Source organism: Achromobacter marplatensis, from assembly GCF_049060505.1.
GTDB lineage: Bacteria > Pseudomonadota > Gammaproteobacteria > Burkholderiales > Burkholderiaceae_B > Achromobacter > Achromobacter marplatensis_A.
In genome coordinates, this window is record NZ_JBMGRB010000003.1 from 175471 (window position 1) to 188995 (window position 13525).

Sequence of the window (13525 nt, forward strand, 5' to 3'; positions counted from 1 at the left end):
ATCAGCGTTCCCCATTCAGATGCACCGTGGCGCGGGCGCTCAATACGCCGGAGGCCGGCATCAGCACCGCCTGCAGCAGCGGCAGCGCCGGAATCAGCGGATGGGCGCCGTAGGCGTAAGACACCGTGACTTCCACCTGCCCTTCTGCAAGCGCGCGGCCGCTGCAGGCTCCGCCTGCCGAGCTGCTCAGCGCGCCCGTGCTGCCGCAGACCGCCACCTGGACGCCGGCAGCCGACATGGAACTGATCCATTGCGCCTGATACAGGGCGGCATCGCGTCCGGCATTGGCTCGCAGGATCAACGATGACGGCACGCCCTCTTGCCACTGCAAGACCTTGCGCGCGCCTTCTTGCGCGGCAAGCGTCACGGATTGTTGTGCGGCCGCCACCAGCGAGTACGTCAGGATGGCGTAGAACACCAGGAAGAACACCACGAATACCAGGCCGAATTCAACGGCATACACGCCACGCTGAGCGCGGCGGCTCCCAGGTATGCGGCATAGGGAATTTGGCGCAGGCGCGGGCTCAGCGCCCGGTAGCGTGAAGCGATCAGATACAGCAGGCCGTGCAAGCCGGCCAGCAGGCTCGCCAGCCCCAGCACCAGGATCAGCGGCGCGAGTCCCAGCAGCAGTCCGATGATGGCGATGGCCTTGACGTCGCCCGCGCCCATGAGGCGCCGGCTCCACAAGAGCAGGAATGGAATTGCCGCCAGAAATCCGGCAAGCGCCATGAATCCGCCAGTCCATCTGGGCGGGTAGACCCAACCAGGAATTAGCCATGCGGCCGACAGCCAAAGCAACTGCGCCACGAACCCCGCAACGATTAACGCGTTGGGAACACGGCGATAGCGCAGATCGTTGTAGATCAGCACCAGATTCCAGCTTGCGAATAGCAGCCACCACAACACTTCCCCTGGATACAAGGCGGGACCTTCCGATTTCTCAAGAACCAGATTTCAACGTTTCGGCGAACAGCCGATGATGAACAAGACGAGCAGCCTGCCTGTCGGGATGGCCCGAAGGGCCACCACGACATGGACCGGCTTGCCGGGCGTTAAACGGCCCCGCCCTGGGAGGTAAGCTTGGCGCCCAAGTCTGTAAACAGACTGGTCAGGCCGCCGGTAAAGAAGCCGATTGCAGCAATGATCGCCACTGCCATCAGCCCGGCGATCAGCCCATATTCCAGGGCAGTGATGCCATCTTCGTCATTCCAGAACTGCGCAAGTTTCGCTTTCATGTCGAGCTCCTAACACTCGATTGATAATTGAGCTGCGCCGTTATGCGACACCAGCCCTCTATGCCCGGAACTGCTTGCTTTGCGGGAGCAATACCCATCCGCGAACAAACCGGGGTGCTGCTAACCCGGCCCCAGCGTGGACCCTGGCACCTTGCCAGGGTCCGACACTGGCGCCGATTCGATAAACGAGTCGATCCGTTGCGCCATGCGGGCACGAAAACGGGTCGATGCCCGCTGCAACTGCCAACGCATGATCAGCAGCGTGACGGCAGACAGCACAAAAGCGATATACGGCAACATGAGCCCGCCAATTTGCAGGCTGGAATAGTCACGAGGGGTTGTGCAGATAACCGTGCCGGCGGCCGCGCCGGTGTAATGCATGCCACACACGGCCAACGCCATCAAAATGGCGGCTCCGCCGCGCTGAAACTCATTCTGCGTATTGAAAGCCAGCCACAGCGCGGCTGATGCGGCAATTACCGCGATAAGCACCGATAAAACAACCATCGGGAAATTCCACAGCAATACGGCGGGCATGCGCATGGCGCCCATGCCCAGATAATGCATCGCCGCGACGCCCAGGCCGGCGGCAAGCCCGCCCACCAGACAACGCCCAAAAGTGAAACGGTCGCGGCCGACATACCAGAATGCCCAGCCGGAAAAACCGGCGGCCACGATGAAACTGAGTATGGTGAGGCCAAGTTGGTAGCCCACTTCAAAAGGCAGGTTCTGCGCCTGCATGCCAATGAAGTGCATGCTCCAGATACCTACCCCGCCCATAGCGACCGCGCCGATGAGGATGTAACCGATACGTATTTCGCCATCCTGGGTTTCAGTTCGGATGCCCGCTGCGGCAAGCAACGCCACATACGAGCCCAATACCGCAGTCAGGAACGACAGCGCGACCAGCCCGGCATGGAACGAAAGGGGAACGACGTCACCCGGGTTCATGAACGGCCCCAATGAAATTGGCTACAACCGTGGCGCTGCCCTGGCAGGCATTTCCGAGAAGTACTGCTGTCGCACGCGCCCATCTTGTGGACTCCCGATAGCCTGAAAACCGATGTGTTTTGACACGTTTATATAGTCTTATCTATTAACATTTAATACACATCAGGGTTTACACCTATATTCGCAATACTCAGGTCATGGACATGTAACGGATATCCCAAAATTCATATCAATCTTATTAAAAACCGCTAGTTAACCCTGATATTTCGTTTACGCATCGATTCCCAAGCATTTCGCAATGTTGTTATCTCGCCGTGTCCGATCGGTCACAATGAAATAAATTGTCATTATCGAGAGCCGCTGGCACCATACCGCTACGGCGTCTGGAAGCACTTTTTACTAATGTTATGTCCCTAGATACATTCGATATTTAATGGATATTGGATACAGGACAGGGCAACGCCAGCAGAAACGAGAGATATAAAAGGCATGAGACGTACGTACCCGGCAAGCCCGTTTACCCTCGCCCTAGTCTGCGCCCTTGCTTTCAGCGCGAATGCGCGCGCGGACGGCCCGCTGCGAGGAAACCCCGTTGACTCGCTTCCGCGGCTGGAAACACCACCCGGCGCGAAGCAGCCGCCCCCCGTCGTGGAAACGGCCACCCCCGAACAGTTGGCGTTGCAAGCCAGGCTGGCGCAACGCATCGTGCCGCTGAACTTCGATGTCAGCGGCGTCCACGCCATTCCGTTTGACGAGGTCTCGAGCATCCTCGCGCCCTTGTCAGGAAAAGAAATCAGCCTGGGCGAACTGGTGCAGCAGGTCGACAAAATTACCCAGCTATACCGCGACAAAGGCTACCCGCTGTCGTTCGCGTTGGTGCAGAACCAGACGTTCGCCAATGGACTGGTGGTCGTGACGGTGGTCGAGGGCTATATCGGAAACGTGCGGATCGAAGGCGATATCGGCAACGCGCTGGACCGTCTGGAAACGCTGGCCGATCCTTTGAAAGAAGACCGGCCCTTGCAGCAGGCCACGCTGGAACGCCAGTTGAATCTGATGCGCACCGTGCCCGGCGTGAAGTTCACGCCAAGCCTGGACCTGCCGCGCCGCGCCGATGGGGCGACAGAACTGGTGCTGAGCGCCACTCGCCAACCCGTTAGCGTGACGGCCGGCATCGCCGATCTTGGCACCGGCATGCAGCCGCTGGTCAATATGGGCGCCAATAGCCTGACACCGCTGGGTGAACAGGTGAAACTGACCGCGTCCGTCCCGATCAACACCGACGACGTCAAATATGTCATGGGCGAAGTTCGCGTGCCCATCGGCCCGGATGGGTTGGCGATCAAAGTCGACGGTTATCACTACGACGCCAAACCCCAGGACGATGCCATCGAATATCTGGGATTCGAGCGGCGCGTGAAAAACGACCGCATCGGCGTCGGCGTCAGTTACCCGTTCCTGCTGAACAACACGCGGTCCTTGACGGGCACGCTGGGCGTCTACGCGGCCAACTCCAAGGACCGGTACGATTCCCGAACCTCGGATCTGTGGCTGCAACAGGACGCAAGGGTCCGCGCCGCGAACATGGAGCTGCGTTATATCCAGGTGTCGGAAAGCAAGACCACGGACGTTACCGCAAGCGTGTCCAAAGGGTTTGACGCGGCGGGCGCCAAAAAGGACATTTCGACCAACTATGGATATTCGGCCACGCCGATCCTGGACCTGGATTTCACCCGATACAACCTGAATGCGAAACAAACGTTTGCGCTGCCCGCGCAGTTCGGATTGACGTTTTCGGGAGCCGCCCAATACTCCAGCAATATCTTGCCCTCGTCTGAGCAAGTCTCTTTCGGCAGTTGGAGATATGCCATGGGTTACGCGCAAGGCGAACAAAGCGGCGACAAGGGCGTAGGCGTGTCAGCCGAAGTCAACCGCCGGTTCGGCACAGGCTGGGAATACCTGTCCAGCGTGCAACCTTATGCCCTGATCGACTACGCGCGCACTTGGTACAACAACAAGGGCTTGCAGGAACTTAATCAACGGCACTTGTCTTCCGTTGCCTTGGGTCTGCGGTTCACGGACGATAAATACTATTTATTCGATTTCAACGTGGCCAAGCCGATCGGCTCCGCACCCGTCAGCGACGATCGGAACGTGCGTTTCAACGCCAACTATTCCCTGTTCTACGACGCCTTCTGACCCCGGGCCGCAAGCCTGCCTACCTGGCGCCTGTTTTTACAGGCGCTTTTTTTCGCCTATTCCACACGCCACGTTACGTAACGTGGGCCGTAACGTAACGGGCAATAACCCGCCATTCGTAACATTCGCAGGGTTTTCGTCGTCGCAAAAATGAGGGTTTAGCAAGATTGGTGTAAACCCTTTAATCGACCTCTATTTCTTTGATATTTAAGGACTTTTCAAGCGTAAAAAGACGACGCTGATGGCGACAAAGGCCCCTGGGAAAAATATTGGCACGGTTTATGCATGTAGAGACGTATCGGGCGGTTTCATTGCCTGACCTTCCAACCCAGGAGCTCGCCATGTATACCAAAGTCGAAGCAAAGCGCATTCAACGTATTTTGACCTCCACCATCATGGCCGCGGCGCTGATGAGCGCGTTGGCCGCGTGCGGAGGCGGCGGAGGCGGCAAGAAGTCCGCCGGTCTGCCGGGCACCGATATTCCGACCAATCCTGGCGGCACCCTTCCTGGCGGCACCACTCCCGGCGGCACCAACCCTGGTGGCACGGACCCGACGAATCCTGGCGGCACCGATCCGAACACGCCCGTCAACCCCGTGACGGCCGGCCTGCTGCAAACCACGCTGGGCAATACCGGCGGCGCCGTGGACAACACCCTGCCCTTGAATCTGAGCACGACATTGGGCGGCGTGGGCAAGGCGCTGGATCCCACCTTGGCGCCTGTCGTCAATACGGTCGTCGGGCTGACCCAGGAAGTGGGCGCCACGACCGGTCTGGGCCAACCCGTGGACGGCGTCACCAAACAAGTGGGCGGCCTGGTCAGCGACCTGGGCACCACCGTCACGGGCACCGGCCTGCCGGGCGGACTGAGCACCGGCCTGGGCGGCCTGGTCGATGGGTTGGGAAAGACGGTCGCCAGCACCGGCGGCCTGCTTAACGCGGACCCCTCGAATCCGCAACCCCTGACAACCATCCTCGGTAACGCCACGGGTGCCGTGGGCGCGTTGACCGCCGGCCTTTCTGGTCAGGGCGGCCTGTTGAATCCGGTGACCCAAGCCGTGGGCGGCATCACGGACGGCGTCCTTGGCGGCCCTTCCACGCCGATCCTGGAACCGGCGTTGGGCAACGTAGGCAAGACCGTGGACAACGTACTGCCCCTGGGACTGCAACCGACGCTGGCGGGCCTTGGCGCCGCGCTTGACCCCACCGCCAGCCCGCTGGCTGGCACGGTCACCGGCCTGACGCAACAACTGGGCGCAACGACCAAGCTGGGCGCGCCGGTCGCCGGCCTGCTGTCGAACCTGGGTGGCACGCTGGCCTCGGCCGGCGGATCGCTGCCGGGCAATACGGCGGGGCTGAACGGTGTGCTGCAAGGTCTGGGCGGCGCGGTCGCCAGCGCGGGCGGCTTGCTGAACGCCTCGCCGGCCAATTCGAACCCGCTGGGCGCGACGCTGGCCAACGCCACCGGCGCCGTCGCTTCGTTGACCGGCGGCCTGGGTCTGGGCGGCGTGACCGCCGGCCTGACGGGTGGCGCGGGCGGCACGGGTGGTTTGTTGAGCCCGATCACCGGCATCCTCGGTGGCGTGGGCGGCGTGGGCGGCACGCCGGCCGCGGGTGGCGTGGCCGGCCTGCTGGCACCCGTGACGGGCTTGCTGGGCGGCGTGACCGGCGCGGTCGGCGGCACGGCCGGCGGCACGGCAAACGGGGGGCTTCTGGGTGGCCTGCTGGCGGGCGCGACCGGCGGCACGACGGGGGGCACGACCGGTGGCACGACGGGCGGCGCCAGCAACGGCGGGCTGCTGGGCGGTTTGCTGGGCGGCGTGGCCGGCGGTGTCTCGGTCGGGGCAACGACCGGCACGGGCGCCAGTGCTGGCGCCAGCGCCGGCGGCGCGGCCGGTGCGGGCACAACCAACGGCGGCTTGCTGGGGGGCTTGCTGGGTGGCGTGACGAGCGGCGTGACCGGATCGTCAACCACCGGCGGCACGACGAACGGCGGCCTGTTGGGTGGCCTGCTGGGCGGCCTGACGGCCAAGAAATAAACCCACCCATCCGCAAGGGAGCGACATCATGCTGCAACAAGAAACCATCGTTCACCACGAGCATGTGACCGTGATGCCTGAATCTCGCACCAGTGACCTGCGCCCGGGAATGCTTGACGATATCGCCCTGATGCTGGGTCGGCAGTTTTCGGTGTACAACGCCGCGTGCCAGTCGGCGTTGGCTGAAAAGCTGGGTATGCCGCTGGCGGATCTGAAAGCGCTGGAACTGGTGATGGAGTTCGATGCCCTGCCCACCGGGCAGCTCGCCCAGTTGATGGGCATCAGCTCGGGCGGCGCGACCGCCTTGATCAACCGGCTGGAGGCGGCAGGCTACGTGCAGCGCGGCCGCCACCCGCTGGATCGCCGGATGATCGTGATCCGGCCGGTCGAGGAGCAATGCCAGCACGTTTCCCAGGAACGGCAGTGGATCGCCGACGCGGTGATGCTGATGGCGCGCCGCTACGACACCACCGAACTGGAAACGGTTCATGCCTTCCTGGCGCAATGCGTTCGCACCTTGAGGCACGACACGCTGGTTTGGCTGGAAACGCGCAGCGCGCATCACGACGATCACTGACCCCGATCCTCGCGCGGCACGCAGACCCGCACGCCCTGATCCCTTCGGACCAGGGCGTTTTTTCATGGGATTCAGCCAGGCAGCGAGCCAAACTGCAAGCGGGGAACCGCCGCCAGCAGCCGCCGCGTCAGGTCCTGGCGCGGCGCATGCAGCACGGCGTCGGCCTGCCCCAGTTCGATGATGCGGCCACCGTCCATGACGGCGATCCGGTCGGCCAGGTATTCGACGACGCCGAAGTTGTGCGTGATGAACAGGTAGGCGATGCCGAGTTCGTCCTGAAGCTCGCGCAGCAAGTCCAGAATCTGAGCCTGGACGGAAACGTCGAGCGCCGACGTGGGTTCGTCGCAGATCAGCACTTTGGGTTCAACCGCCAACGCCCGCGCAATCGCAATGCGCTGGCGCTGGCCGCCTGAAAATTCGTGCGGATAGCGCGTCAGCGTGTCGACCGGCAGCCCCACCCGCTCGATCAATTGCGCGGCGTGCGCCGCACGCGCTTCCTTGCCCATGCCGCGGCGCAGCGAGGCCAGGCCTTCGTCCAGGATGTCGCCCACCCGCATGCGCGGATCCAGCGACGCGTAGGGATCCTGGAACACAATCTGGATGTCCTGGCGCAAGTTGCGTAGCGTGCGGCGGTCGGCCGACAGCGCATCCTTGCCCAGCAACATCGCCCGTCCTGAAATCCGCGCCCCCTCGATCAGGCGCAGCAGCGCCTTGCCTGTCGTCGTTTTACCGCAACCGGATTCGCCCAGCAGCGCCAGCGTTTCGCCCGCCCGCAGAGAGAAGGTCACGCCGTCGACCGCCTTGACCCAGGACACGATCCGGCGCAACGGGCCTTTGCGTACGGGGTAATGGACTTTCAGGTCTTGAACGTCCAGCACGACCTCGCCGGCCTGGCGCGCCGCGCGCGGGCCTGCCGAGACGCCGGCTTCGCGCGCGACCGCCTCCCGGCGCTGAGCGGTCAGCGGAACGCCGCGCTTTTCAAATGTCGGAATGGCCTCGAACAACTGGCGGGCATAGGGATGCTTGGGCGCTCGGAAGAACTCCTCGGCGCTGGCGCTTTCAACGATTTCTCCGCCACGCATCAGCGCGACGTGATGCGCCACGTTCTTCACCACCGCCAGATCGTGCGTGATGAGCAGCACGGCCATGCCCATTTCCCGCTGGATGTCCGCCAGCAGATCCAGGACTTGCGCCTGCACGGTGACGTCAAGCGCGGTGGTGGGTTCGTCCGCGATCAGCAGCAGCGGCTCGGCCGCCAACGCAATGGCGATCATCACGCGCTGCTTCTGTCCGCCGGAAAATTGGAACGGGTAGTCGTCCACCCGCCGCTCGGGTTCGGGAATGCCCACCCGCCGCAGCCAATCCACCGCGCGGGCTCGGGCGGCGGCACCGCGCAAGGGCGTGTGCGCCGTCAGTGTTTCGATAATCTGGTCGCCGACCCGCATGACCGGGTTCAGGCTGGTGGACGGTTCCTGGAAGATAATGCCGATCCGCCCGCCCCGCACGCCGCGCATGGCGCTTTCCGGCAGTCGGTTGAGGTCTTCGCCGTCCAGCGCGATCTGCCCGCCGACAATACGGCCAGCGTCGGGCAGCAGGCGCAGCAACGCCAGCGCCGTCATGCTCTTGCCGCATCCGGATTCACCGACCAGCGCAAAGGTCTGCCGTTGGGAGATGGCCAACTGCAAGCGCTTGACCGCATGCGTCATGCCGCTTTCGCCAGCGATGTCCACATCGAGACCATGCACGTCCAGCAACGGCGTGTCGCGGCTCATGGCGCTTCTCCCGATTTGGAGGGACGCGGGCCCGCGGCCACCGCCGAACGGGGGCCCAGCAGACCGCCCAGGCGCGCCAGGCGGCTGGGCTTGTAGCGGCGCGTGCGCGGATCGAACGCGTCGCGCACGGCATCGGCGAACAGGTTGGCCGCCAGCACTAGCGCCAGCATGAAAATGAAAGCAGTCATCAGGCTCCACCAGATCATGGGATCGCGCGACATTTCCAGCCGGGCGCCATTGATCATGGAGCCAAAGGAATTCATGCTGGGGTCGACACCGATACCCAGGTAGGACAGCACGGCTTCATAGAGCACCAGGCCTGAAAATTCCAGCACCACAGTGATCAGCACCAGATGCGCCACGTTGGGCAGCAGGTGGCGCGTCATGATGCGCCAGTGCGATACGCCGAATGCGCGCGCCGCCTGCACGTATTCCAGTTCGCGCAGCTTGAGCGTTTCCGCGCGCAGCAGGCGGCACAAACCGGCCCAGCCGGTCAGGCCGAGGATCATGCAAAGCAGGAATAGCCGTAGATCCGCGCGGGCCACCGACGTGTCGAACAGGTCGGAGTGATTGTCGATGTAGACCTGCATCATCAGTGCGCAGGCCGCCACCAGCAGCACGCCGGGAATCGAGGTGATGGTGGTGTACAGATATTGGATCGCGTCGTCGACCTTGCCCTTGAAGTAACCCGCCGCGATGCCGAAAACGATGGCGGGCGGCAGCATGGCGATGGTGGTCAGGCTGCCGATCACCAGCGCGGTGCGGATGCTTTTTAGCGCCTGCCACAGCACGTCGTTGCCGATGCGGTCGGTGCCCAGCGCGTGATAACCGCTGGACAGACCGGCCAGCGCGCCAGCTGCCAGACACAGCAAGGTGAATGTGACCGTCATTGCGCGCCAGGGGATATCCGACTGGCCGCGCAGCAATTGGCCGGCCGCCTCGGATGCCGACCCGGTCTGCCGCGCCAGGCACGCGTACAGCATGGCCGCCGCCAGCACCGCCACGCCAAGTCCGGCGGCCAAACCGATTCCCAGACGCCGAAGGACATCGCCCGCGTGCTCTTTTTCGACATCGGCCAGATGGGTGGCGGCGCCACGCAAACGCGGGTAGTCGCGCACCGGCTTGCCGTCCACCACCATGGTTTCTTTCAGGAACAGGTTCGCCGCCAGCGGCTGCGAATAATTCTTCTCGGGGCGGGTCAACACCGTATCCGACAGCAGGCCGTCCAACGCCGATTTGACGACGGGCGCGTAGACCGGCGGCGCGTCGGCCGCAGCGCCCGGCACGGGCGGAAGCAGCGGACGGTAATGCACGGAGTCCAACAGGCCCACCAAGGTAAACGCGACCAGCACCACGGCCGAACACATGGCTGGCGTATCGCGCGCCACGCGGCCCCAGGTCGCGCGCAAGTTCGGGCTGCGGCGCACGCGCCATACGTAGGCCAGCGCGCAAAGCACCATCAGCCACAGCGCGACATCGGTCCACAAGAAGACGATCTTTGGCATGGCGGCTACTCGAAACGAACGCGGGGATCAGCCAGCGTGTAGGAAATATCGGCCAGGATCAGCCCCACGATATAGAGCGCGGCGCCCAGGAACACCATGGCGCGTACAACGGAAAAGTCCTGCGCATTGATGGCATCGATGGTGTAGCTGCCCAGGCCCGGAATGCCGAAGAACGATTCCGCGATCAGACTGCCCATGAACAGCAGCGGCAAGGCGGCGACCGTGCTGGTCAGGATGGGCAGCATGGCGTTGCGCAGCACGTGCCGGAACAGCACCACGCGTTCGGCCAGCCCCTTGGCGCGTGCGGTGCGCACGTAGTCTTTGCCGATTTCTTCCAGGAACAAGGTGCGGTAGAAGCGCGCCTCGGGTCCCAGCCGCGAGACAATCGCGACCAGCACCGGCAGCGCCAGGAATTTGACGACGTCGAGCCCTCCCGCAAAGCCCGAGAACGGCACCAGGCGCATGAGCTTGGCGAAGACCCATTGGCCCGCGATGATATAGAACAGGCTGGAAATCGATAGCAGCAGGACGCACACCACCACGCCCCAGAAATCCAGCCGGGTCGCGCGGAAATACACCAGCGTCAACGAGAAGACGATGCTGACGAAAAGCCCCAGGATGAAGGTGGGCACCGCCAGCGCCAGGCTGGGTCCCATCCGGGTCTTGATCTCGCGGCCGATATCGCGGCCGCTGTCGGACGCGCCGAACTCCATCGCCAGCAAGGGCACGGAGCGCTGGTAGAAGACGGTATCGGTCAGTTGGGCCGCCCCTTGCGCCCGGGCGTTGAAGAACAGCGGCTTGTCGTAGCCGCGCTCCACCTTCCATTTTTCTACCGCATCCTGGCTGGCGCGTTGCCCGCCGATGGCCAGGCGCGCCATGTCGTCGGGCGTGTTGACCGCGAAGAACAGGATGAAGGTGAAGAGGTTCACGCCGATCAGAATCAGCACGCCATACAGCAGCCGGCGGATCACATAGCCGATCATGATTGATGCTCCTTGCGGACGCCTGGTCCGAAGGCCGTCTGGCGCTCGCGGCGCTTGAGCGCGACATAGGACGGCCAGATCGCCAACGCCAGCAGCAGCACGAACAAGCCGATGGGCCACCAGCGGGGGAAGTTCCATTCGTCGATCTTCTGCTGCCGCAGTGCGGGGTCAAGCTTCAGGTATTGAAGCGTGTTGCGGACCATCTGCGTGGGCTTGGCGTTGCCGACCCATTGCTGGTAGGCGCCGCCCGACATCGGGAAGAAGCCGAACATCCAGGGCGCGTCGCGCTGCACGATCTCCACCATCCTGGCGATCAACTTTTCTTTTTCCGGCCCGTCATCCAGGAATTTCATCTGCTCGAACAACTTATTGAATTCAGGGCTGTCGTAGTTGGCCGCGTTTTCGCCGCCGCCCTTGGCCTTGGCATTGGGGCCGTACAGCAGGAACAGGAAATTCTCGGCGTCGGGATAGTCGGCGTTCCAACCCCACAGGAAGATCTGCGCCGCGCCGCGCGTCATCTTGTCCTGGAAGCGGTTGTAATCGGTCGAACGCAGGTCCAGTTGCACGCCGATCTTGTTCATCTGGCGGCGCATCCAGTCGAACTGCGGATTCGATCCGCCGCCCTGCATGGCATCGTAGTACAGCACCAGCGGCGCCCCCGTCTTGGCGTTGCGGCCATCGGGGTAGCCGGCTTCGGCCAACAAGCGACGGGCGACATCGACGGACTTGCGCACGGGCTTACCGTCGACCAGGTCATACACGACGGGGTTCACGCCTTCGGGCGGTTCGCGGTAACCCAGCACGCCGGGCGGCACCGGTCCTTGCGCCACCGATGCCTGGCTGTTCTCGAACACCGCCACGTATTCTTCCCAATCGAAGACGATGCTGATGGCTTGGCGCAACTTGCGGTTCTTCTCGGCCTGCTCGGGCGTATCGCCCTTGCCGACCACCGGATCCATCCAGTTGAACCCCATGTACCAGTTGGCGGTTTCGACGGTGGTGGGCAGCCGGATGCCGCGCTCGCGGTACTGCCTGGCCTTGTCCTGGCTGTCTCCGGCCGCGACCAGCATCGCCACGCCGTACTCGCCGCGCTCGATCTGCGGGGCGTCGTAATAGCCTTGCATGAACTTGCCGATCAGCGGGATGGCTTCCTTTTCCAGGCTGAACACGGCCCGATCGATGAAGGGGGTAGGCTTGCCGCAGTCGGCCAACAGGCCGGCCGCCTTGTCGCCCGCTTGGCCCTCGCAAGGATAGGGTTCGCCATGAAAATTGGGGTTTCGCACCAGCACGTGGCGGCGGTTCGGCAGCGATTCGGCCAACATGTAGGGGCCGGTGCCCACCGGCCAGGTGTTTAGCGACAGGTCGTGCGCGGCCATGCCGGGCTGATTGTAGAAACGGTCGGCCTCCCAGGGGATGGGCGCCGTGAAGGTCATGGCCAGCCAATACTTGAACTGGGGATACTTGCCCTTGACGCGGATGCGCAGCGTGTGCGGGTCGAGCGCCTGGACGCCAGTGAAGCCGTCGGCTTCGCGCAAGTCCAGCCAGGGCGGCGTGCTGCCGCCAGGCAGGTCGCGCCGCATATCGCGGTCGCGCTGGCGCAGGCGGTCGCCGTAGTCCTTCATGCCTTGAATGTGGTCGGCCATGACCGAATAGATCGGCGACACCACGCGCGGGCTGGCCAGCCGGCGGAACGCGTAGACGTAATCGTCGGCGGTGAGTTCACGCGTGCCGGTGCGCGGAAAGTCCGGAATATAGAACTTGTCGTCGAGCTCGCCGGCAGCCAGCGGGAAATAGTCATAGCTGCCGTCGGTCTTGCGGGCAAAGGCCGGATGCGGCTGGAAACGCACGCCAGGACGGATCTTGATGTCGTAGACGCTTTCGGCGATCTGTTCGCCCGGCGCATCGGCGGGCAGCGTGTTTCCCTGGGCGTCCAGGTAGACCGGCGGCGCGATGGATTCGGCCGAACGCGGCACCAGCTCGTAAGGCCGCTTCAAGTAGTGATAGCCGTACAACGTCTCATAGATGTTGTAGGTATAAGGCGTTTCGTCGACGGAATATGAGCTGGCCGGGTCCAGGTACTTCGGCGAACGCTGCGTGAACGCCGAGTAGAACGTGTTCTGGCCTTCCGCGCCGGACGGATAGGGGCTGTTGATGGGGCTTTCTTGCGAGCAACCCGTCACTGCCAGCAACAGCAGCGTGGCCGTCGCCCAGAGCCGCTTCAATGCACGCATGGAAACCTTCCCTTCAAATCGTTGCGACAGAGG

General features: G+C 63.4%; 11 protein-coding genes. 3 read left to right on the forward strand and 8 right to left on the reverse strand.

Annotated elements, in window-relative coordinates; translation table 11 throughout:
* Position 1 precedes the first annotated feature (1 nt).
* The 4 genes from ACI0FO_RS09005 to ACI0FO_RS09020 form a co-directional block, all read right to left on the reverse strand.
* Positions 2 to 463, reverse strand: coding sequence for a TadE/TadG family type IV pilus assembly protein (locus ACI0FO_RS09005; protein ID WP_416025952.1), 462 nt, complete (start codon positions 461 to 463; stop codon positions 2 to 4).
* Positions 400 to 921 (reverse strand): prepilin peptidase, encoded by a 522-nt coding sequence (locus tag ACI0FO_RS09010; protein ID WP_416025953.1) that lies wholly within the window; start codon positions 919 to 921, stop codon positions 400 to 402. Before ACI0FO_RS09010 ends, ACI0FO_RS09005 begins: the two co-directional genes overlap by 64 nt.
* Positions 922 to 1052: 131 nt before the next feature.
* Entirely contained in the window at positions 1053 to 1235 is a 183-nt protein-coding gene (locus ACI0FO_RS09015) for a Flp family type IVb pilin (protein ID WP_105556585.1), read from the reverse strand.
* A 120-nt stretch (positions 1236 to 1355) separates the two neighbouring features.
* The gene (locus ACI0FO_RS09020) at positions 1356 to 2186 is read right to left on the reverse strand and encodes an MHYT domain-containing protein (RefSeq protein WP_416025955.1); all 831 of its coding nucleotides are present in this window, start codon (positions 2184 to 2186) and stop codon (positions 1356 to 1358) included.
* A gap of 489 nt (positions 2187 to 2675) precedes the next feature.
* Between ACI0FO_RS09020 and ACI0FO_RS09025 the strand changes: the two genes are divergently transcribed.
* From ACI0FO_RS09025 to ACI0FO_RS09035, 3 genes are all read left to right on the forward strand, one after another.
* Complete coding sequence (locus ACI0FO_RS09025) at positions 2676 to 4385, forward strand: ShlB/FhaC/HecB family hemolysin secretion/activation protein (RefSeq protein WP_416025957.1); 1710 nt, start codon at positions 2676 to 2678, stop codon at positions 4383 to 4385.
* A gap of 341 nt (positions 4386 to 4726) precedes the next feature.
* The gene (locus ACI0FO_RS09030; protein ID WP_416025959.1) at positions 4727 to 6424 is read left to right on the forward strand and encodes a collagen-like triple helix repeat-containing protein; all 1698 of its coding nucleotides are present in this window, start codon (positions 4727 to 4729) and stop codon (positions 6422 to 6424) included.
* Between the two features lie 28 nt (positions 6425 to 6452).
* Positions 6453 to 7001: a MarR family winged helix-turn-helix transcriptional regulator gene (locus ACI0FO_RS09035; RefSeq protein ID WP_416025961.1), complete on the forward strand. Its 549-nt coding sequence runs from the start codon at positions 6453 to 6455 to the stop codon at positions 6999 to 7001.
* A gap of 71 nt (positions 7002 to 7072) precedes the next feature.
* On the opposite strand, the gene ACI0FO_RS09040 is transcribed toward ACI0FO_RS09035, so the two are convergent.
* Genes ACI0FO_RS09040 through ACI0FO_RS09055 form a run of 4 tightly spaced genes read right to left on the reverse strand, consistent with a single transcriptional unit; the run spans position 7073 to position 13492 of the window.
* On the reverse strand, positions 7073 to 8773 hold the full coding sequence (locus tag ACI0FO_RS09040) for an ABC transporter ATP-binding protein (protein ID WP_416025963.1): 1701 nt from the start codon (positions 8771 to 8773) through the stop codon (positions 7073 to 7075).
* Entirely contained in the window at positions 8770 to 10278 is a 1509-nt protein-coding gene (locus tag ACI0FO_RS09045) for an ABC transporter permease (protein WP_416025965.1), read from the reverse strand. Before ACI0FO_RS09045 ends, ACI0FO_RS09040 begins: the two co-directional genes overlap by 4 nt.
* A gap of 5 nt (positions 10279 to 10283) precedes the next feature.
* Positions 10284 to 11261 (reverse strand): ABC transporter permease, encoded by a 978-nt coding sequence (locus tag ACI0FO_RS09050; protein ID WP_416025967.1) that lies wholly within the window; start codon positions 11259 to 11261, stop codon positions 10284 to 10286.
* Positions 11258 to 13492, reverse strand: coding sequence for an ABC transporter substrate-binding protein (locus ACI0FO_RS09055; protein ID WP_416025969.1), 2235 nt, complete (start codon positions 13490 to 13492; stop codon positions 11258 to 11260). Before ACI0FO_RS09055 ends, ACI0FO_RS09050 begins: the two co-directional genes overlap by 4 nt.
* Positions 13493 to 13525: the final 33 nt, after the last annotated feature.

Coding starts and splice junctions, on each gene's coding strand:
- ACI0FO_RS09030 (WP_416025959.1), top strand. CDS start 4,727: ATGTATACCAAAGTCGAAGCAAAGCGCATTCAACGTATTTTGACCTCC.
- ACI0FO_RS09025 (WP_416025957.1), top strand. CDS start 2,676: ATGAGACGTACGTACCCGGCAAGCCCGTTTACCCTCGCCCTAGTCTGC.
- ACI0FO_RS09055 (WP_416025969.1), bottom strand. CDS start 13,492: ATGCGTGCATTGAAGCGGCTCTGGGCGACGGCCACGCTGCTGTTGCTG.
- ACI0FO_RS09040 (WP_416025963.1), bottom strand. CDS start 8,773: ATGAGCCGCGACACGCCGTTGCTGGACGTGCATGGTCTCGATGTGGAC.
- ACI0FO_RS09035 (WP_416025961.1), top strand. CDS start 6,453: ATGCTGCAACAAGAAACCATCGTTCACCACGAGCATGTGACCGTGATG.
- ACI0FO_RS09020 (WP_416025955.1), bottom strand. CDS start 2,186: ATGAACCCGGGTGACGTCGTTCCCCTTTCGTTCCATGCCGGGCTGGTC.
- ACI0FO_RS09045 (WP_416025965.1), bottom strand. CDS start 10,278: ATGCCAAAGATCGTCTTCTTGTGGACCGATGTCGCGCTGTGGCTGATG.
- ACI0FO_RS09015 (WP_105556585.1), bottom strand. CDS start 1,235: ATGAAAGCGAAACTTGCGCAGTTCTGGAATGACGAAGATGGCATCACT.
- ACI0FO_RS09050 (WP_416025967.1), bottom strand. CDS start 11,261: ATGATCGGCTATGTGATCCGCCGGCTGCTGTATGGCGTGCTGATTCTG.